Origin of the sequence: Psychrobacter cibarius, assembly GCA_030686115.1 — a bacterium.
Lineage (GTDB): Bacteria > Pseudomonadota > Gammaproteobacteria > Pseudomonadales > Moraxellaceae > Psychrobacter > Psychrobacter cibarius_C.
The window spans coordinates 2,558,072-2,579,865 of the sequence record CP131612.1 but is presented as its reverse complement, the minus strand read 5'-3'; the positions used below and the strand labels follow the sequence as shown (position 1 = coordinate 2,579,865).

16 protein-coding genes are annotated in these 21,794 nt (G+C 44.0%); 5 read left to right on the top strand and 11 right to left on the bottom strand.

All coding sequences use genetic code 11. From position 1 onward, the window contains the following. Nucleotides 1-306 precede the first annotated feature (306 nt). Nucleotides 307-966 carry a YcxB family protein gene (locus tag Q6344_10945; protein ID WLG13111.1) on the bottom strand — a complete coding sequence of 220 codons (660 nt, stop codon included), beginning with the start codon at nucleotides 964-966 and terminating at the stop codon, nucleotides 307-309. 433 nt (nucleotides 967-1,399) lie between these two features. On the opposite strand from Q6344_10945, the gene serS reads away from it, so the two are divergent. The 4 genes from serS to Q6344_10925 all read left to right on the top strand — a co-directional run bounded on the left by serS (nucleotide 1,400) and on the right by Q6344_10925 (nucleotide 6,825). Beyond that, the gene (gene serS, locus Q6344_10940) at nucleotides 1,400-2,686 is read left to right on the top strand and encodes a serine--tRNA ligase (protein ID WLG13110.1); all 1,287 of its coding nucleotides are present in this window, start codon (nucleotides 1,400-1,402) and stop codon (nucleotides 2,684-2,686) included. Between the two features lie 256 nt (nucleotides 2,687-2,942). After that, nucleotides 2,943-4,940: a transketolase gene (gene tkt / locus Q6344_10935; GenBank protein WLG13109.1), complete on the top strand. Its 1,998-nt coding sequence runs from the start codon at nucleotides 2,943-2,945 to the stop codon at nucleotides 4,938-4,940. Nucleotides 4,941-5,073: 133 nt separating this feature from the next. Then, the gene (locus tag Q6344_10930; protein ID WLG13108.1) at nucleotides 5,074-5,730 is read left to right on the top strand and encodes a LysE family transporter; all 657 of its coding nucleotides are present in this window, start codon (nucleotides 5,074-5,076) and stop codon (nucleotides 5,728-5,730) included. A gap of 75 nt (nucleotides 5,731-5,805) precedes the next feature. Beyond that, a complete protein-coding gene (locus Q6344_10925; protein ID WLG13107.1) occupies nucleotides 5,806-6,825 on the top strand; it encodes an NERD domain-containing protein in 1,020 nt (339 codons plus the stop codon). A 171-nt stretch (nucleotides 6,826-6,996) separates the two neighbouring features. Here the strand turns inward: Q6344_10925 and Q6344_10920 are convergent, their stop codons facing one another. From Q6344_10920 to Q6344_10875, 10 genes are all read right to left on the bottom strand, one after another. After that, nucleotides 6,997-7,968, bottom strand: a complete 972-nt coding sequence (locus tag Q6344_10920) for a DUF4424 family protein (protein ID WLG13106.1) — start codon at nucleotides 7,966-7,968, stop codon at nucleotides 6,997-6,999. Next, nucleotides 7,961-8,932, bottom strand: a complete 972-nt coding sequence (locus tag Q6344_10915) for a peptide ABC transporter ATP-binding protein (protein ID WLG13105.1) — start codon at nucleotides 8,930-8,932, stop codon at nucleotides 7,961-7,963. The genes Q6344_10920 and Q6344_10915 overlap by 8 nt, the downstream gene beginning before the upstream one ends. After that, on the bottom strand, nucleotides 8,929-10,011 hold the full coding sequence (locus Q6344_10910) for an ABC transporter ATP-binding protein (GenBank protein WLG13104.1): 1,083 nt from the start codon (nucleotides 10,009-10,011) through the stop codon (nucleotides 8,929-8,931). Before Q6344_10910 ends, Q6344_10915 begins: the two co-directional genes overlap by 4 nt. Before the next feature lies 1 nt (nucleotide 10,012). After that, nucleotides 10,013-10,927, bottom strand: a complete 915-nt coding sequence (locus tag Q6344_10905; protein ID WLG13103.1) for an ABC transporter permease subunit — start codon at nucleotides 10,925-10,927, stop codon at nucleotides 10,013-10,015. 142 nt (nucleotides 10,928-11,069) lie between these two features. After that, on the bottom strand, nucleotides 11,070-12,086 hold the full coding sequence (locus Q6344_10900; GenBank protein WLG13102.1) for an ABC transporter permease subunit: 1,017 nt from the start codon (nucleotides 12,084-12,086) through the stop codon (nucleotides 11,070-11,072). Nucleotides 12,087-12,303: 217 nt separating this feature from the next. Further along, nucleotides 12,304-13,944 carry an ABC transporter substrate-binding protein gene (locus tag Q6344_10895; protein WLG13101.1) on the bottom strand — a complete coding sequence of 547 codons (1,641 nt, stop codon included), beginning with the start codon at nucleotides 13,942-13,944 and terminating at the stop codon, nucleotides 12,304-12,306. A gap of 457 nt (nucleotides 13,945-14,401) precedes the next feature. Next, the gene (locus Q6344_10890) at nucleotides 14,402-16,045 is read right to left on the bottom strand and encodes a GMC family oxidoreductase N-terminal domain-containing protein (GenBank protein ID WLG13100.1); all 1,644 of its coding nucleotides are present in this window, start codon (nucleotides 16,043-16,045) and stop codon (nucleotides 14,402-14,404) included. 196 nt (nucleotides 16,046-16,241) lie between these two features. Further along, nucleotides 16,242-16,568 carry a DUF779 domain-containing protein gene (locus Q6344_10885; protein ID WLG13099.1) on the bottom strand — a complete coding sequence of 109 codons (327 nt, stop codon included), beginning with the start codon at nucleotides 16,566-16,568 and terminating at the stop codon, nucleotides 16,242-16,244. A gap of 206 nt (nucleotides 16,569-16,774) precedes the next feature. Next, nucleotides 16,775-17,803 (bottom strand): alcohol dehydrogenase AdhP, encoded by a 1,029-nt coding sequence (gene adhP / locus Q6344_10880; protein WLG13098.1) that lies wholly within the window; start codon nucleotides 17,801-17,803, stop codon nucleotides 16,775-16,777. Nucleotides 17,804-17,900: 97 nt separating this feature from the next. Next, nucleotides 17,901-19,427 carry an aldehyde dehydrogenase family protein gene (locus Q6344_10875; GenBank protein WLG13097.1) on the bottom strand — a complete coding sequence of 509 codons (1,527 nt, stop codon included), beginning with the start codon at nucleotides 19,425-19,427 and terminating at the stop codon, nucleotides 17,901-17,903. A 290-nt stretch (nucleotides 19,428-19,717) separates the two neighbouring features. Here Q6344_10875 and Q6344_10870 point away from each other — a divergent pair, with 290 nt between their 5' ends. Beyond that, on the top strand, nucleotides 19,718-21,643 hold the full coding sequence (locus Q6344_10870) for an AAA family ATPase (GenBank protein WLG13096.1): 1,926 nt from the start codon (nucleotides 19,718-19,720) through the stop codon (nucleotides 21,641-21,643). Nucleotides 21,644-21,794 lie beyond the last annotated feature (151 nt).

Sequence of the window (21,794 nt, the reverse complement as noted above, 5' to 3'; positions counted from 1 at the left end):
GTGTGCTGCATTACTATGCTCGTTAATATATTAACGCTTTTCAGCCTTAAAAAGTAACAATCTTAGAAAATAGTATGATAAAACTGCCATATAGAATGGCGTCAGCTTAAGCTAAAATCATAACTATACATTCATATAATTTAGAGCAATTATCACCTTTCTTTTGATAACTATTATAATAGCAGAGCACCATCGATAAGTTAATTTCAATAAATTTATAATTATGATTGGTTTTGTAAAAAGTGTTTTTTATTGATCATTTCTTTATCGCTCATATAGTAAGCGATAAAGAAGTCTTCTACTATTTTATGCTGGCGGCTGTAAGTTTTCAGGATTTAAGCCTTTAACGGGGATAACTTCTTGCAAATGCTGACGTACCGTATCGATCGGAAACTTCTGTGCTTCTAAGCGTTTTGGTACAATTTGGCTGCCTTGTTGACCTTTCATCTCAAACATCATAAAGATATAGTCGTCCGTCTCATCCCAGCTTTTGACAGCTGACCATGGAATGACGGCTTGCTGGGTCGTGCCTGCTCGCATTTGCATGCCGCGCATTTGGTTGTTATTAAATGTGTCAGGCTGATTCACTGGCATTGCCATGACGAGGCCATGCTTTTGTACGCCCAATTTCATCTGACGCATCTCGTCTGGCATCTCTTGATCGGCCACTTGCTTGTCAAACTCTCTTTTCACATACCATTTAAAGCCAAGGGTACGAACCAGTAAATAAATGACGACTGAAACTAACATCAGCCAAAAGATAATGGTTGAGTAGCCGGTGACAAAAACCAACCCTGCGATCGCTAGTACCACGGTTACCGCCATAATGATCCATTCTTTCATTTTGATGCTTTTTAGACCGAAAGAAGGGCTGGCACTGGCAAATAGCTCGTATTGTGCTTGGTGAAATTCTGCCTCAGTTAGGTTTAAGGCGACAGGTTGTAGCGTATAGGGGTACAAGGCCATAAAGGTTTCTCAAATACTTGTATTGAAAGTGTTGGGTTTAAATCGACAAAACGTAGCAGCTACGTCGTACTTGGCTAGAAGTCGAATAAAAGGTATGCGCTTATCTTACCGAAAAGTACCTCTAAATGAAACATATAAGCCGCTCTGTTCGTTGATAGAGGTGATATTAATGGTTTTAATAAAGATGGGCGAGGCTTATTGAGGTAAGCTGAACTTTGAGAGATGTATTTAAAGCAAATATAACTGGCTACGGATAATGAAAGTAATAAATGAAAATTCAATCAGCAGCGGTCAAAACATGGTCAAATCTGCTGTGTCTTGGTATTATAGCGGCTATCACTTATTTTGATAAAATCAGCACCTTTAAAAACAGTATCTTTAAAAATAACACTTTCGAACCTCTTCCTCACTTCTAGCGTTACAGGCAACTATTATGATTGATCCAAAACTCTTACGCGGCGATTTAAGCGATTTACAACAGCAACTGGCCACTCGTGGTTATGCACTTGACATAGATTTTTGGCAAACGGTTGAGTCAGAACGTAAATCTTTGCAGATCAAAACCGAAGAGTTGCAGTCGAGCCGTAATGCGGGTGCTAAGCAAGTGGGTGCTTTGAAAAAGTCAGGCGAAGATGCCAGTGAGCTATTGGCTGAGATGCAGAATGTCAGTGGTGAGATTAAAACAGCCGAAGACGAGCTGCGCACTCTACAAGAGCGTATCAACAAAGCTGCTATGCAAATTCCAAATATTCCAGCAGCCGATGTGCCAGTGGGTACGTCAGAAGATGATAACGTAGAAGTGCGCAAGTGGGGCACGCCGCGTACGTTTGATTTTGAGATTCAAGATCACACTTATATTGGCGAGACACTTGGCATGCTCGACTTTGAAGCAGCGACCAAGCTGACTGGTAGCCGCTTTAATGTGCTAAAAGGACAGTTGGCGCAAATGCATCGCGCCCTGATTCAATTTATGCTCAATACCCATACCATGAAGTACGGCTATCTTGAGACCTATGTGCCTTATATTGTGAATTCAGATAGCCTAAAAGGTACAGGACAGCTGCCTAAGTTTGAAGATGATTTGTTTAAGCTCAAAAATCATACAAACAACGAAGATATGGACTTTTATCTCATTCCTACTGCTGAAGTGCCAATGACCAATTTGGTACGTGGCGAGCGTTTGGACATCAGTGAATTACCGCTTAAGTTTACCGCGCATACGCCTTGTTTCCGTAGTGAGGCGGGCTCTCATGGGCGTGATACTCGTGGTCTGATCCGTCAGCATCAGTTTGAAAAAGTCGAGATGGTCAATATTGCCACGGCTGAGCAGTCTGATGAGTTACTAGAAGCAATGACTGGACAAGCTGAATATATCTTGCAGCAGTTGAACCTACCATACCGCACTGTTCAGCTATGTACTGGTGATATGGGTTTCGCAGCACAAAAGACCTATGACATCGAAGTATGGTTACCGAGCCAAGATACCTATCGCGAAATCTCTAGCTGCTCTAACTGCGGTGACTTCCAAGCGCGCCGTATGGGCACACGTGTCAAAGACGGCAAACAAACCAGCTTAGCACACACGCTAAATGGTTCAGGCTTGGCAGTGGGTCGTACACTATTGGCAGTGATGGAAAATCATCAAAACGCTGATAGTAGCATCACCATTCCAGAAGTATTGCGTCCGTTTATGGGCGGTGCTGAGACTATTTCAGTTTAATAGCTATATTGCTTATACTAGCTGTGAGTTACTAAGATGACTCACAGCTTTTTAATATAGGGTAGTTTGATAAAACTGATATGAATAATTATTAAACACAAACGATTCTGTCATACCATTTCTTAGCTAGCCTCATAGCAAATATGTTAATATTATACTTTGATTTTATAGTCTATAACTTAGGGGCGCATTTGGCGTCCTTATGCTTATACTCCTTTGAGTAAACTCTCCTCTTAGCCCAATACTAGGACACTCTATGCCAGCTCCAATTAGCGAACGTAAATTAGCCAATGCCATCCGTGTACTGTCGTTTGATGCGGTTCAAAAAGCCAACTCTGGACATCCAGGCGCGCCAATGGGTATGGCCGATATTGCCGAAGTTTTGTGGCGCAAGTTTTTGAAGCATAATCCTGCTGACCCGCAGTGGCACAACCGTGATCGCTTTGTATTATCGAACGGTCATGGCTCGATGCTTATTTACTCATTGCTGCATTTATCTGGTTATGACGTCAGCGTTGATGATCTGAAAGGTTTCCGTCAGCTGCATTCAAAAACCCCAGGTCATCCTGAGCTTGGCTATACACCAGGTGTCGAGACAACTACTGGTCCGCTAGGTCAAGGTATTGCCAATGCGGTTGGTTTTGCGATTGCAGAGAAAACGCTAGCGGCACAGTTCAATCGTGAAGGCCATAATGTCGTAGACCACAATACCTATGCATTTTTAGGCGATGGTTGCTTGATGGAAGGTATCAGTCATGAAGTGTGTTCACTGGCTGGCACGTTAGGTCTTGGCAAGCTGGTCTTCTTCTATGATGACAATGGTATCTCTATCGATGGTAATGTCGAAGGCTGGTTCACAGATGATACTGAGGCGCGTTTTGAGTCTTATGGCTGGCAAGTTATCAAAGTCGATGGTCATGATGCGGATGCGATTACGCAAGCAACTGAACAAGCGCTAAAAGAGACTACTAAACCAAGTCTTCTGATTTGTAAAACCACAATCGGTGCGGGTAGCCCGAACAAACAAGGCTTAGCAGCCAGTCATGGCGCACCACTAGGTGATGACGAAATCGCCTTGACTCGTGATGCATTGTCTTGGAAACATGCACCGTTTGAATTAGATGATGAAATCTATGAAGCGTGGGATGCTAAAGCTAAAGGTGACGTACAACAAAAGAACTGGGATGCTGACTTTGACGCGTATAAAAAAGCCTATCCTGAACTGGCGTCTGAGCTATTGCGTCGTCTAAATGGTGATTTGCCTGCTGACTTTGATAGCCAAGCACAAGCCTACATTCAGCAAACACAAGAAGCGGGCGGTGATGTCGCCAGTCGTAAAGCCAGTCAAAATGCTATTAATACTTTGCAGCCATTATTACCAGAATTGCTAGGCGGTTCAGCGGATCTAGCTGGCTCGAACCTCACGCTATTCAAAGGCGCTAAAGGCATCGAGAAAGATGCTGACGGCAATTATATCTATTATGGCGTACGTGAGTTCGGCATGACCGCGATTGCTAATGGCATCGCATTGCATGGCGGTTTTATCCCTTACGTCGCAACGTTCCTGATGTTTATGGAATACGCACGTAACGCGGTACGCATGGGTGCACTCATGAAGCAGCGCGTCATCCATGTCTATACGCATGACTCTATCGGTCTGGGTGAAGATGGCCCAACGCATCAGCCAGTTGAGCAATTGACTAGCCTACGTACCACGCCAAATCTACGCACATGGCGTCCTTGTGATGCGACCGAATCTGCCAGTGCTTGGGTAGAAGCTATTAAGTCTGAACATAATCCATCAGCATTGATTTTTAGTCGTCAAAGCTTGCCACATCAAGCCCGTGATAGCGAGCAAGTAGCGAACATCACTAAAGGTGGTTATGTACTTGCGAAAGAGCAAGGCGAGCTACAAGCCATCATCATCGCGACTGGTTCAGAAGTTGGCCTAGCGATGCAAGCATATGAAACGTTGAGCGCAAATGGTGTTGGCGTTCGTGTCGTTTCTATGCCATGTGCTGAGATTTTCGTTGAGCAAGATGCTAGCTATCGTGAAGCGGTATTGCCTGCCAATATTCGCGCTCGCGTTGCAGTCGAAGCCGCGCATGTGGATTACTGGTATAAGTTTGTTGGTTTAGATGGCAAAGTCATCGGCATGACGACTTATGGTGAATCTGCTCCTGCAGATCAGTTATACAAAGAGTTCGGTATTACCACTGATGCTGTGGTTGAAGCAGTAAATAGTTTGGTGTAATAAACCTAACTTAGTCAGTATTTAAAAAAAGAGCTGCCGGAGAAATCTGGTGGCTCTTTTTATTGGCTAAATAATCAGTGTATTCATAGTGGTATTTAGTCCATAATTAAAAAAAACAGAGTACGGACTAATTATGAACTGGGATTTGTTGAGTATTTTTATCACGGTCGGCTTGGCGCATTTTCTTGCACTATTGAGTCCTGGACCGGATTTTGTATTGATCGTAAAGAGTGCGATTAAGAACGACAGTAAAGACGCAATAGGGGTTGCGCTCGGTATCACCTTTGCTAATGCAGTGTACATCGGTCTATGTCTAATTGGTGTTGGCTCAATTTTAGCCGCCTCTGCACCTATTATGATTACGCTAAAAATCATTGGTGGGTTGTTTTTAATGTACCTTGGGATACAGGCGTTACGCGCACGAAAAGATGCGTATGACCAATTTCAGGTAGCCCAATCAGCCCATTCAAATATACCTAAGACAACTTTTTTAAAGGAATTTACTGCAGGGTTTTTGTCTGGAATATTTAATCCTAAAAATCTACTCTTTTATCTCAGTTTATTCACTGTAGTGTTGACACCAGAAATAAGTTTTGTGTTCAAATTGGGCTTAGGTGTTTGGATGACTGTTGTGGTATTCGCGTGGGACACTGCTGTCATATTTCTATTGTCGACTCGCAAAGTACGCGCTAAATTTACCCAAGTTGCTTATTACATCGATAAAGTTACAGGGGCATTGCTTGGCGTCATTGGTTTAACTATCGTCAGAACAGCAATTGTAGATCGGTAATTTTAACCAAAAGTAATTAGTATATTGATATTGAACGTTATTTATTTTTTCATAACCACTTTCAAGAAAAAAACCATGTCCCTAAAATCCAGCTTTAAAGGTTTCCTAGGTGAAACCGTCATCAACGTCGCCATGTGGCTAAAATTAGAAAAAAATGTCTATCACCGATTAAACAGTATTACCTTGCCAAGAGCCAATGGTGGCAGTACCCAAATCGATCATATTATCGTCTCTGTATACGGCATCTTTGTCATCGAAACCAAGAATTATAAAGGCTGGATATATGGTAGCGAAAAGCAAAAGCAGTGGACGCAAGCTTTCCCAAATGGAAGTAAGTATAAATTCCAAAACCCATTACGCCAAAACTACTTGCACATTAGGACTCTCGCAGATTTATTAGGATTGGAGCTGAGCTACTTTCATTCGATGATTGCTTTCATCGGTGAGTGTGAGCTGAAAACTCGTGATGAGTTACCTGAACACGTATTGACAGGTGGGATGGTCTCTTATGTGAAGAAGAAACAAGATGAGATACTGACTGAAGACGAGGTCAAGTCTATCGTTGAGCAGATTAATAGCAACAGATTTAGCAAATCTTGGCGCACCAATAGAGAGCATAAAGCCTATCTAAAAGACAAGCATAGCCCCTCAAACAAACAGCCTAGCAGTAACTCTACTGATAAAACAATTGCTAAAACTGCCAGTAAGCCTACACTCGAGCCGGTAATAAAAGAAACCGCTAAACGAGCCACGCTGAAAAGTAGAGAAGTGCTGCGATGGTCGGGTCAGACTGAGATTGAATCTAGCGATTTACCAGTTGATAGTTTTAGTACTCAGCAGACAAATACACCATATGATATGGCTAATAAAGTGTTTCTTACACCGTTTGAGGTTGTAGAGCTTGAGCCACAGGTGGAAGCACCTGCAATATTTGAGGCGACAAACCCTACTGCTAATCTCGTTCAAGCGCCAACTTGCCCGAAATGTAATGGAGAGATGATCAAGCGAGTAGCAAAAAAAGGCCTGAATCAAGGTCAAGCCTTTTTTGGTTGTAGCAAATTTCCTAAGTGCCGCGGTGTGGTAAATATTGCTTAGCCTTTAAAGAACACCGACGCATGCTTCGCATATTTCCCCGCTTTTAAAGCATCAGATGCTGAGGCTAATATTTTTGTTTTTTTGCTTGGTTTTGTTCACGAAAACCCAGCGACAAGATGACCGTCGAAACAAGTTTTATCGATGCGCTGGGTACACTCTACAAACTAAACTTTACTTCATAATAAAAGCCACATCAACATCGTGCGTTGGCATAAAGTTAGTCTCTTTAATCTCAAACGTCGTTGCGCTTACCTTTTTGACTTTACCCTTTCCTTTCCAGCAAAACGACACCAATTCATTAGGATCGCGTTCTACGGTAAGTTTGAAATTGCTAATCGGTTTGGCCCAGTTAGCCCCCGTAGTCAATATATAGCTTAAGGCATGATAGGGACGACCACCACCCTTGTGAAATCCTCTCTGAGTTGAACTGTCTACGCAAAAATCTGGGAATTGTTCTTCACCTAGATGAACTGAGCCACCTACAAGCGGTGTATATGAATGCTTGATTTTGGTCGTCGCATTGGCTTTGAATTTTTGCTCCCAACTATAGATAACCTGCGAATCCCAAGGTATATAAAGACTTTCTCTATCATAGATGAATCTATCTAGTGCCTTATTATTACAATCTAAAAGCTGTTGATTGACATATTCAGTGTCAACTTGATACGTCCAAGGTCCCATCATATCAGCCTCGTTAAGACCACAGGATTTAAATATTTCAGTCGTATCAATAGAGGTGTCTGCATAGGTTCTATCGCCATCTTTGAAGACTATTGGGTACATAAAAGTGCGAACATGTAGTTCTGGATCAATGGGTTTGCCATTGACCCAAAGTTTAAAATTATTATAAGTTTCGCTAGTATCAGCAAAATCTGAGCCTGTAAAACTAGGAACAGCGGGCATAGGAAATAAAACGGTTTCGGTAATATCCTTATTGCTTAAGTTTTTAAACTCATAATTGACGCGGATTTTATCTTTGGAGATATATAAGTCTTCACTGTGCATGCTGATATTTTTATTTTTAAGATATTCAACACCGCCTGTACCTATGTAGCCAGTAGAGTCGTTTGCTTGGGCAGCAGTCATTGCTAGCAGCACAGTGTAAGCTAATGTACCGCTAAACATCAGATGGCGCTTATCCATATATTTCTTCTAAACGTAAACAAGCCACCAATCGACCGTCCCACTCGCGCAGTTGCGGCTCTATCTCGCTACATTGCTGCTTGGCATATGGGCAGCGTTTGTGCAGGGCGCAGCCACTTGGTGGATTGAGCGGGCTTGGTAGCTCACCTTGTAGCGTTAAATCGTTCTTATGACCATTTACCGTTGGTGCCGCAGCCAATAGGGCGATGGTATATGGGTGTTTTGGCGCATTATAAATCGCTTCTTTAGGACCGTGTTCGACAGCCTGACCTAAATACATCACCATCACATCATCAGCCACATGACGCACGACTGACAAGTTATGCGAGATAAAGACGTAAGCAGTACGATACTCGTCCTGCAAGTCCATAAACAGATTCAAGACTTGCGCTTGAATCGATACATCGAGCGCGGAAGTTGGCTCATCAGCGACGACAATTTTAGGGTTGAGCATCATGGCGCGGGCGAGGGCAATACGTTGGCGCTGACCTCCAGAAAACATATGCGGATAACGGCCAGCGTGTTCGGGACGCAGACCGACATTTCGCATCATCTCGTTGATTTTGTCACGCTTTTCATCTTTGGACAGTTTGGTATGAATATCTAATGGTTCCGTCAACTGATAACCGATAGTATGGCGTGGATTGAGGCTGCCATAAGGGTTTTGAAACACCATTTGAATTTCGGTACGCAGCTCTTTTAGCGCTTTTCTGCTATAGCCGGTAGTGCCTTCATCATTGATAAATAGCTCGCCATGAGTAGGTTCTTCGATGAGTGTTAGCTGGCGGGCAAGAGTAGATTTACCGCAGCCTGATTCACCGACGACGGCCAGTGTCTTGCCAGCCTCAAGCTCAAACGACACACCATTCAATGCTTTAACGTAAGCTTTTGCTTTACCCAACCCTTGCGATACTGGGTAGTGTTTATGTAGATTGTCTGCTTTCAGGACCACTTTATTACTCATACTTGTGACTCCAAGGTAGCAGCGTGAGAGGTAGATGAATTAGAAGGCAAGCTCGGCAACTCTGGATGAATACAGCGCACCTTGCCATTGGGCGTATCCAATATGGGCGGTGGCACTTCACAAGCCGATTCTTTGTACGGGCAGCGAGGAGACAATAAGCAACCACTCGGGCGATCGTATTGGCTGGGTACGACACCGGGTAAGCTGTTCAGACGGTCTTGACCGATAGCCAGCTCTGGAATGGCTTGTAGCAACGCCTCAGTATAAGGGTGAGCAGGCTTTTGAAAAATCTCCGGCACGGTACTGGTTTCGACCATTTGTCCGGCATACATGACCGCGACATCACGCGAGTTTTGCGCGACCAAACCCAAGTCATGGGTAATCAGTATCATTGCCATCTGTTTTTCGCGTTGTAATCGGTTGAGCAAATCCATGATTTGTGCTTGTACCGTGACATCCAGTGCAGTGGTTGGCTCATCGGCGATGAGTAGTTTTGGCTCACAAGCAATTGCCATCGCAATCATAACTCGTTGACTCATGCCGCCTGAGAGTTGATGTGGGTAAACCTTGAGTCGATTTTTGGCATCGGGCATTTCGACCAGCTCTAACAGCTCTAAGATACGTGTCTGTACTGCTGAACCACGCAAGCCTAGATGCTTACGTAATACTTCACCCAGTTGCATCTCAACCGTAAAGCTTGGATTTAAGCAAGACATGGCATTTTGAAAGATCATAGAGATATCTTTGCCCATGATGCCGCGTTTTTCTTTGGCTGACATACTGAGCATGTCTTTATCATCGAACATCACACGCTTGGAACGGACAGTCGCAGAGGGTGGCAGTAGCCCCATCAGTGCCATCATAGTGACCGACTTACCCGAGCCAGATTCACCCACGACTGCGATGACTTCGCCTTGTGTAATCTTTAACGAAACATCATCGACTGCACGAAAAGCGCGCACACCTTGCCCGAAAGTAACCGAAAGATTTTCAATATCTAACAACAATGGTGATTCTTTTTTTGATGCGTCATTCATAGAAGTGTGAGTGGTAGGCGTTTTAATTAATGGTTCAGTCATCTTAGGTCACCTGCTTTAATTTGGGATCTAGCGCATCGCGTAGGCCATCACCAGTCAAGTTAATCGACAATGCGGCTAAGAAAATAGCGACACCGGGCCAAATCGCTAGCCAAACATTACTCTGAATATACTGACGTGCTGTACCGAGCATCGCGCCCCATTCTGCATCGGGTGGCTGTACACCAAAGCCTAAGAAACCAATTGCACCTGCTTCTAAAATAGCAGACGAGAAAATCATCGTCGCCTGCACGATGAGTGGTGCCATACAGTTGGGCAAAATGGTGATAAATAACAATCTAAGCACACCAGCGCCCATCACTTGTGAAGCGATAAAATACTCACGCTGTAGCTCTACCATTGCAGTAGCACGAGTCAGCCGAATAAAAGGTGGCGTACAGACCAAGGCGATCGTAATAATCGTATTGGTCATAGAAGGCCCTAAGATAGCGGCAATGATGATCGCCAACAGTAAACTCGGGTAAGACATCAAAATATCATTGACCAGCATGACGGCTTTGCCCCAAACCTTGGGCCAAAATGCAGCACTAAGTCCTAATGAAACACCGACTAACATGGCAAGAGTCGTCGCGCTCAGACCGATAAATAGAGAATAACGCGCGCCATACATCACCCGAGATAATGTATCTCGGCCAGCATCATCCGTGCCTAGCCAAAACATTGTATTGCCGCCATCTAGAAAGGCAGGCGGCAACTGCTCTTGACCAGTAAATAACTCGTAAGGGTCATGGGGCGCAATGGCAGGCGCAAGGATGGCAATAATGACCATCAATGCCAGTACAATAAAACCAAGCACCGCGCCTTTATTTCGGCAGAATGTCGATAAAAATAGCTGCCAAGATGACGGCGGTGTGGCGGCCATAAGATTGATATCAGAGGGAAGAACAGAAGGCTTCATGAGCAGTTCCTATAGTGGCTAACGCGTTACAAGTATGTAGAGTTCCATTTCTAGCAATCATTTAAAATGTGCTAAAACTCACTCAAGACCATACAAACACTAATAACCACTATTTATAATATGAGTATTTATCAATGTTAAATTAAGAAGTATGTCGAATACGCGGATTGATAAGACCATACAAAATATCAATAAATAAACTAACCAAAATCAGGGCGGTGGCGACCAATAAAATACCGTTTTGCACGATAGGATAATCACGAGTGAAAAACCCATCGAGCAGCCAATTACCAACACCTGGCCAACTAAAGATAGTCTCAGTGATAATAGCCCCCGCGAGCAAGGTCGCCATCTGTAAACCAATCACCGTCACCACAGTTATCAGGGCATTGCGCATGACGTGTACCAATATCACGCGGCGCGGCGATAGGCCTTTGGCGCGCGCTGTACGCACGTAGTCCTCATCTAACACCTCTAGCATCGCCGAGCGTGTCATGCGTGCAATCATTGCGAGTGGTATGGTCGATAAGGCAATAGACGGTAGGATAAAGTGTTTTACCACGTCCCAAAACGCGCCAGGTTCTCCTGATGTTAAAGAGCCCAATAACCATGATCCATATAAAGGTTTGACGTCTAAAAACTGCGCGACAGATATGACACCGGCGACGGGTAACAGGCCGAGATAATGGGCGAATATACCCGTGAGAATAGGCCCTAATAAATAGATGGGCATAGAGTAGCCAGCCAGCGCCCCTGACATTAGAGTGTAGTCAATCCATGTACCACGTCGTAGCGCGGCAAAGATACCTAAGCTCACACCGACAACGCTGGCAATGACAATGGCACACAAAGCCAGCTCTAAGGTTGGTACAAAATGAGCAAAGAAATCTTGTAATACCGGAGTACGAGTACGAAAGGATTGACCAAAATCACCGGTCAATATTCCGGTTAAGTAATCCCAATATTGGACAATGAGGGGTTTGTCTAAGCCAAGTCTTTCTAACGCGCGAGCATGTAGCTCTGGATCTACCATACGCTCACCCATCATAATCTCGACAGCATCTCCAGGGACGAGCCGAATTAGGGTAAATGTCGATAGTGTTAAGCCAAGATAGACAGGAATTAGAATGGCAATGCGACGCAAAATATAAAGTAGCATGGGCTGCTCAATTCAATAGTTGTGGTTCAATCGTTTTAGATCGATGAGTAGAATGTTGGCAGAGATGAGAGAGTCGGTGACAAAATGCTTAATAAGTGCTTAATAAGTGCTTAATAAGGCGCTTAACTCATATAAATACGGCTGGAGCAGAGTGTCTGACCCAGCCGAATATAAATTAAACAATCATGCATGTCTTACCGGACGTCATCAGCTCAGGTTATTCAACCTTTACACCATCGAAGCGTATTGAGCCAAGCGGACTAATTTTATAATCGACGACGTTTGGTGCGGTGAATACCGTGACCACCGAATGCGCCATTGTCGTCCAAGGCAATTGCTCTTTGAATATCTGCTGAGCTTGTACATAGTCGTTGACGCGCTCATCTTGATTGGTAATCTGACGGGCGTTAGTCACCAAAGTGTCAAAGTCTTTATTACACCAGCGTGAGTAGTTATTGCCACCGACCGCATCACAAGATAGTAGCGTACCAAGCCAGTTATCAGGATCCCCATTGTCACCAGTCCAGCCCGCTAGAATGACATCAGGCTCACCTTTAGCAGCGCGGTTTAGATACTCGCCCCATTCATACGTCACAAGCTTGGTATCGACACCAATTTTTGCCCAATCTGCTTGTAGCATTTCAGCCATGAGTTTGGCATTAGGATTGTATGGGCGTTGAACGGGCATATACCATAGATTAATCGCAAGTTTGTCCGCGCCTGCTTCTTTTATAAGGGACTTGGCCTTTTCCACATCATAAGGTGCATCTTTGATAGATTTGTCGTAACCCCATTGTGTGGGTGGCATTGGATTGGTGGCTTTTAATCCTTCGCTTTGATAAACCGCATTGATAATAGCGTCTTTATTAATGGCCATATCTAATGCTTGGCGAACTTTAAGGTCGCTAAGCTTCGGTTTTTCAACGTTATAGCCCACATAACCGACGTTAAAGCCAGGTTGATCGAGAACGGTGACCTTACCAGATTTTTTGACAGAGTCAATTTCGGCAGGTTTTGGATAAGCGGACACATGACATTCGCCTGCTTGCACTTTTTGCGCACGAACCGCTGAATCTTTGGTGATGACAAACACGAGGTTATCGATATGAATATCGTCTTTGTTCCAGTAGTCTGGATTTTTGGTATAACGAATTTGCGCGTCTTTTTGATAAGAAGTAAAGACGAAAGGTCCTGTACCCACAGGTTTGGTGTTGATATCAGCAGCATTACCAGAAGCCATTAACTTTTCTGCATACTCAGCAGAATCGATATAAGCGAAGGGCATCGCTAGGTTCTGTAAAAATGGTGCATTGGTTTCGCTTAGGGTGATTTTTACGGTATTGTCATCAACTTTTTCGATATTGGAGATAATATCAGGTAGCCCCATACCGACCGAATAGGGGAACTCAGCAGGATAGGCTTTATTAAATTCAAACTCTGGATTGGTGATACGCTCTAGCGTAAAGACAATGTCATCTGCGTTGAAATCACGGGTTGGGGTAAAGTAATCGGTCTTACCATATTTAACCCCTTTACGTAGGTTAAAGGTATAAGTCTTGCCGTCTTCACTAATATCCCAGCTTTCGGCTAAGGCTGGCTGAATCTCAGTACCATCTCTTTTGAATTCTACCAAGCCGTTGTAGATGGGAAAGGCGCTCGCATCAAAATCGGTACCTGCAGTGTACTGTGCTGGATCGAATCCAGCCGGACTACCTTCTGAGCAATAAAGTAAGGTTTTGGCTGCTTTAGCATCTGAGCTGGCAGCAGATTCATCGGTGGTTTTGTTGTCGCCGCTACAGGCACTGATGCCTAGAATAACTGTCGCCAACATCGTCAGTTTGAAGAGTGATTTTTGCATTATTACATCCTATGTAATGATAAATAGTCGCCAATATATTTATAAGATCGTTTTTGACCTATAAATATAATGAGCGTGCTTTTAATTCCCTTTAAAGCAATTGTTTATATGGTGTTTCTAATATGCAAAATAAAAAATATTTCAGGTTGTATTAACCATTATTCAGATTTGCAAAAAATACCGATATAAATAAGTGGTTTAAATATACTCTGTTCAACAGTGGTAATGCAAGACATCCATAAGCTAATTTGATAGAAAACGTTCTGTTTTACTATCTTTATTGACAAGTTTGTTAGAGTTTCTCCTTATTTTAGAAATGCTGATAAAAATAACCACGAAAAAACAAGGGTTAAACTTTTATATAATTCGCTTATTTTCATTTTATTGAATATAAAGTTTTAATATATAAGCTTCTTAAATAAAAATACTAATTATAAGACGCATATCTTCCCATATTTTATGGCGTGACTGGTTCGATATGACCGTGATTTGCTTTGATAAGGTCTGCGAGTTTTTCAGCAATCATAATCGTTGGCGCATTGGTATTACCGCTGATTAAAGTCGGCATGATTGAGGCATCGACGACCCTTAAGCCATTTACGCCGCGTACTTTTAATTGCAAATCAACCACGGATTGGTCATCTGAACCCATACGGCAAGTGCCGACAGGATGATAAATGGTATCTGATTTGTTGCGGATATAGCCGAGCATACCGTCTTTTTCGATATAGGGAGCAGGGTAGTCTTCAGTAATATATTTGGCGATGGGTGATTCTTGCATGATGGCGCGCGTACGCTCCGCGCCTGCAATCATATATTCCACATCTTTTGGGTGTGAGAGGTAGTTTGGATCAATCAATACCGCATCTGAGGGGTCGGCGGAGTCCAGTCTGACCGTACCGCGGCTTTCAGGGCGTAGGTAGCAACTGTGACAAGAGACCGCAAAGCCACGTCTGAGATCACGACCGTGCTCAATCACACGGGATATGACAAAGTGCAGTTGGGTATTTGGCCACTCTTTTGGATCATCACCGACACTAAAGAACGCGCCCGCTTCAGCATAGTTGGTAGACAAGAGGCCTGTACCATCCTTTCTCCACTGCCGAATACTTTTGGTCAATGTCGAAATCGTCGCCATACCAATACCGATGACGTCAGTGGTATTGACCTCGTAATCAAAAACGACATCTAAGTGATCTTGTAGATTACCACCAACATCGGGCGCATCTACCACGACGTCGATGCCATGCGATTGTAGATGCTCAGCAGGTCCAATACCTGACAACATCAGGACTTTGGGTGAGCCAAAAGTGCCTCCAGATAATATCACTTCATGACGCGCCATAACCGCATGCTCGACGCCATCTTTTTCATAAGCGACACCAACGGCTTGTTTGTCTTCAAAAATGACGCGGTTGGCTTGGGCGTGGGTGATGACGGTCAGATTTGATCGGTTTTGTACTGGATGTAGATAAGCCGCTGCCGCAGAGCAGCGTTGACCTTGTTTTTCGCCATGAAAATGGGTGACTTGATATAGTCCTGTACCGTCTTGCTTTTCGCCATTAAAATCTTGATTATGATCTAAACCATTGGTGATGGCGGCTTCTACGAATGCTTTGGAGATATCACGCGGACTCAGTAAATCACTGACATGCAGCGGGCCACTATCACCATGCAGCTCGCCGCTACCATGAATATTATTTTCTGCTTTGATAAAGTAGGGCAGTACATCATCAAATCCCCAGCCAGTACAGCCTTGTTCTACCCAACGTTCATAATCGAGCGCACTACCACGCGTATAAATCATGGCATTGATAGCGGATGAACCGCCTAAGCATTGACCACGTGGTTGGAAGCCACGGCGGTCATTCAGGTGCGTCTGCAGCGTGGTGTGAAAGCACCAATTATTCAGTTTCAGCGGCTTGCCTGGCACCATCAAAATCAGTCCAGCAGGGACACGGACAGCAAGGTCTTTGCCTTCACCACCATATTCTAATAAACAGACACTAATGTCTGGGTTTTCTGTTAATCGGCTAGCAAGTACGCAGCCGGCTGAACCACCACCCACGATGACGTAATCAAATTTTTTATCAAATTCCATTTTACATTCCTTCTAGCATCCATGCTGAGTAAAACGTGCTCGTTAAAACGCGTTTATTGAAATAGGGTACGCATTACAGTATCTATTATTTTGCTGGAATAATAAAATAAAAATGACTAAGGGGTGTTTATCGATCAACATATGGCATGGCAAAACAATACTAGGTCGTTAAAACGCTGGTGGATGCTATTTAAACTTATACAGCACATATCTCTGAACGTACGATAAAGCGCTTACCTTCTGGTATTTCAAGCGAAAAACTGGCTCCGCGTCCATCGACCACATCTATTGTTAGATCGGTATGTTGCCAGAGCTTATGCTGAGCTTTACCCATATAAAATGGACAGCCAACCAGCTCGCCGATGAGTACGTCTTGTCCGCCTACTTTAAATTCGCCCAATGGATAACACATGGGTGAACTGCCATCGCAGCAGCCGCCTGATTGATGAAACATCAGCTCACCGTGCTTAGATTTTAGTAAGTCGATTAATGCTTTGCAGGACTCTGTCGCTGTGACTTTCATAATGATTTCCCTATCGTTAGACCCGAACGGATATCTTTCATAATCATACTGAGTAGAAAATAAAGGGTCGCATCATATTCACTCACATCATTTATCATATGTGGTTGAAAACGATACGACCCTTTACTAATGATTACTCTAGCCAGTCATTGAGACGGTGTTACGAATCTCAAAATATCATAAAGCATGCGGCTACGTAATGGTTGCTACAGACTATAGTCAATGACAATGCGACCTTCGATTTTGCCATCACGCATACGATCAAAGATATCATTGATATTTTCTAGTGGCTCAGCGGCAACGGTGGCTTTTACTTTGCCTGCTGCTGCCATGTCTAGCGACTCTTGCAAGTCGAGACGCGTACCAACGATTGAGCCACGAATGGTAATACCGTTTAAAACAGTATCAAAAATGGATACTGGGAATTCGCCCGTTGGTAGACCATTACAGACCAAAGTACCACCGCGTCGTAACATGCCCAATGCTTGATCAAAAGCTTTTGAAGATACTGCTGTCACGAGCGCACCGTGAGCACCGCCGATTTCTTTTTGTAGATATTCAGCAGGGTCAGTATTTTTCGCATTGACAGTGACTTTGGCGCCCAGTTTTTTAGCGAATGCCAGTTTTTCGTCATCAATATCAACAGCAGCAACGTTCAATCCCATCGCAATGGCATATTGAACTGCCATATGACCGAGTCCGCCAATACCTGAAACAACAACCCAATCGCCTGGCTTGGTGTCGGTCATTTTAAGACCTTTGTAGACCGTGACACCTGCACATAACACTGGTGCAATTTCAATAGAGTCAACGCTTTCAGGAATGATGCCGACATAGTTGGCATCTGCTAGTACATATTCTGCAAAGCTGCCGTTTACAGAGTAACCAGAGTTTTGTTGGCTTTCGCATAAGGTTTCCCAACCACCTAAGCAATGGGTACAGTGGCCACAAGCAGAGTAGAGCCAAGGGATACCGACTCGGTCGCCTTCCTTCACATGAGTGACACCTTCGCCAACGGCAGTGATAAGACCAACGCCTTCGTGACCTGGGATAAACGGTGGGCTAGGTTTGACTGGCCAATCGCCCTCAATGGCATGCAAATCGGTATGACAGACACCTGATGCCTGCATTTTTACGACGATTTGACCAGCACCTGCGGTTGGAATATCTACTTCTTCAATTTCTAAGGGTTGTCCGAATTCATGCAGCACGGCCGCTTTCATTTTATTACTCACGTTGTAACTCCTTGTCATCGTTCTTTACATTAAGATGCTCGGCGAGCATCGAGGTCGCACTTTACGGTTTTGCCATAAAGTGCTTTGAAAAACAGAATTAAAAGAAGCCCATCGCCTTAGGACTATAAGAGACCAGCATGTTCTTAGTTTGTTGATAATGGTCTAGCATCATCAGATGGTTTTCGCGGCCAATACCAGACTGCTTATACCCACCAAACGCTGAATGCGCAGGATAGAGATGATAGCAATTCGTCCAAACGCGGCCAGCTTTAATGCCACGACCGAAACGATAAGCACGAGTACCATTACGCGTCCAGACACCAGCACCAAGACCATATAAAGTGTCATTGGCTAGCGCCATCGCTTCTTCATCGTCTTTAAACGTGGTGACAGCAAGCACAGGACCAAAGATTTCTTCTTGGAACACGCGCATATCATTCGTGCCTTCAAAGATAGTCGGCTGCACATAATAACCGTTTGCCATATCGCCATCATACTTGGCAAGTTCACCACCGACCAAGACTTTTGCACCTTCTTTTTTACCAATATCAAGATAAGATAGGATTTTTTCTAGCTGATCTGAACTGGCTTGCGCACCAATCATGGTATCGGTATCAAGCGGGTTGCCCATTTTTATCGCTTTCACGCGAGCGATACAGCGTTTCATAAATTCATCATAGATGCTTTCGTGTACGAGCGCGCGTGATGGGCAGGTACAAACTTCACCTTGGTTTAGCGCAAACATGACCAAGCCTTCGACTGCTTTGTCTAAGAAGTCATCGTCTTCGTCCATGATATCGGCAAAGAAGATATTTGGGCTTTTGCCGCCCAGCTCTAGCGTGACCGGAATGATATTTTCACTGGCGTATTGCATAATTAAGCGACCAGTGGTGGTTTCACCCGTAAAGGATACTTTATCGATACGTGAGTTGGAAGCAATTGGCTTACCGGCTTCTACACCAAAGCCGTTAATGACGTTTAGTACGCCTTTCGGTAAAATATCCGCCGCGCCTATGACGTCAAGCATGTATAAAACAGAAGCTGGCGTTTGCTCGGCAGGCTTGAGGACGATACAGTTACCCGCAGCAAGGGCTGGGGCAATTTTCCAAATCGCCATTAAAATAGGGAAGTTCCAAGGAATGATTTGACCGACGACGCCTAGAGGCTCATGAAAATGATAGGCAACCGTATCTTCATCAATTTGGCTAATGCCGCCTTCTTGTGCGCGGATAACGCCCGCAAAATAACGCAAATGGTCAATGGCGATTGGAATATCAGCGGCGAGGGTCTCACGTACTGGTTTGCCATTCTCATAGCTTTCAGCGATAGCGATTGCCTCTAAATTGGCTTCGATACCATCGGCAAGTTTGAGCAACATATTGGAGCGATCAGTGACACTGGTTTTGCCCCATGCGTCTTTTGCAGCATGAGCGGCATCTAGTGCAGCTTCAACATCGGCAGCTTTAGAGCGCGCGATCTGACAGAAGGTTTTACCATCGATTGGACTTGAGTTGTCAAAGTATTCACCATCGATTGGCGCGACCCACTCACCATTGATGAAGTTGTCATATTTTTTGCGGAATTGAACAGGACTATTTTCAGTATTGGGATAGGCGTATAACATTAACGACTCCTTGTTGTGTATTATGGCTAGTTAAGAACAAACGACTTAAGCATAAATATTTGGCCATCCTGACCAAGCTATGACCCTATCGTACTGAGCTTTAGCGATGAGCGATAATGACTTTTTATAATGATATATTTCGTATCGTATAACTTTAAGTTATGTGGCTTATCAGGGTTAAAGTCGTCCGCGAAACGGATGTAGCTGTTATAATTGTTGGCAGCTTTTTCTCTTATTATTTGCTCTTAAGCTGTTTTTCTTATTACTATTAACTTAATTGGTTTAGATATATGCGTCAATCTTCTGCTCTTGATATCTTAAAAACGGGTCAAAATGTCTTTTTGACTGGCTCAGCAGGTTCAGGTAAGACTTATACTCTCAATCAATATATCGACTATCTGCGTGCGCGCCGTGTGCCTGTCGCCGTCACTGCGAGTACTGGTATTGCTGCCACACACATGAATGGTACAACGATTCATAGCTGGTCCGGCATCGGTATCAAAGATGAGTTGAGCGACCGCGACTTGACTACGTTATCACGCAAGCAGTTTTTGGCAGACCGACTAAAAGACACCGCGGTATTGGTCATTGATGAGATATCGATGTTGCATGCTAAGCAGCTCAATTTGGTCAGCCAAGTACTCAAGCATGTCCGAAAAAATGACAAGGCGTTTGGTGGTATTCAGGTAGTCGTCGCAGGGGACTTTTTTCAGCTGCCGCCGATTGGTAGTAAGGGTGAAACCAACCGTGAAAAATTTGCCTTTATGTCTGAAGCGTGGCTTGATGCCAAGTTCCATATTTGCTACTTATCTGAGCAACACAGGCAGGTTAGTGAAGCGGCAAATGGCGGGCTTGATTTGGACGATATTCTCAACCAAATTCGTCGTCAGGAAGTCACTTTTGAATCGATTGCCGCGCTGGAGGCGACTTTTGACCAAAATGTTGATATCAAACGTACCCGTCTTTATACGCACAATCTCAACGTTAATAGCATCAATGATAAAGAGCTTGCGGCGTTAGAGGGCGAGATGATGCGCTTTACCGCCACGTCTACGGGCGATAGTAAATTGGTTGAGACGCTTAAAAAAACGGTACGTACCCAAGATGATTTGGTACTAAAAGTCGGTGCCAAGGTGATGTTTATCAAAAACAATACCGAACTTGGCGTGTCCAACGGTACGATGGGTGAATTGATTGGTTTTGCCGCTGTCAAAATTGATGATAGCAAAGAAAGTAGTGATGATTTAATCGAAGACGATGACGACAGTGCTGAAAGTGAGACGAATAAGACTGTAAAAGGCAAAAGTAAAAAAGCCATAAAAGAGAAACCCAAAGCCAAAAAGCCAACGACGCAAAAAATGCCCGTGGTTCGGCTCAATTCAGGGCGTGAAGTTGTCGCTGAGCCTGAAGAATGGATCATCGAAGATGAGACAGGAGATGTGCTGGCAAGCTATGAGCAAGTGCCGCTTTGTCTGGCATGGGCAATTACCATTCATAAATCACAAGGCATGACCCTCGATGCTGCTGAAATAGACTTATCGCGCACCTTTGAGCTAGGGCAGGGCTATGTGGCATTGTCACGGTTAAAGTCGTTGGCAGGTTTGCAGTTGCTGGGTATGAATGATATGAGCTTGCAGCTTGATCCGCTAGCACGCGGCGCGGATAAACGATTTTTGGTGCTGTCAGAAGAAGCTGATGCCAATTATTCGATGCTTGATGAAGAGAGCATGACGCAGGCACATGAAAAATTTATTTTAAAATCGGGCGGTACGCTGAGTAAATCAGTGATTGACGCTTACTCCACTTTGCAAAAAAAGCGCCGCGAGCAACAACAAGCGCAAATAGACAAAAAACAGAAACTGGGCAATCAAGTTTCTGATAAGTCGGACAGTACCTTGCTTGCGACGCGATTATTATTAGAAGAGAGCTTGTCGATTGCAGAAATCTCACAAGCCCGTCAGCTTTCACAATCGACCATCATGCGTCATATTGCTGACCTAAAATCTCAAGATCCAAGTCTCGCTTGTGATCATTTGCGGCCAGAGGATGAGGTGATGACGGCGGTTGGTAATGCCTATGTCGCGATTAAAGTCGCCAATAATCCAAATGATTTCAATGATGATGGCAGTATTAAATTGCGTCCAATATTCGATCATCTTAAGCAAAGTATTGATTATAATGCCATTCGTTTGGCACTGATTTTTATAACGCCCTAATACTGAATGGCGTTTTGATACTGAGTATGACAACTCAGGGTTCAAGCATTCACCAAAGCCATTTAGTTTTTATATAACAATTCTTAGAGCCGATTAACAACTTGTTGGTTTTGTTTCATTGTAGCGCTGACTTTGTAGTGCTCAATTTTTT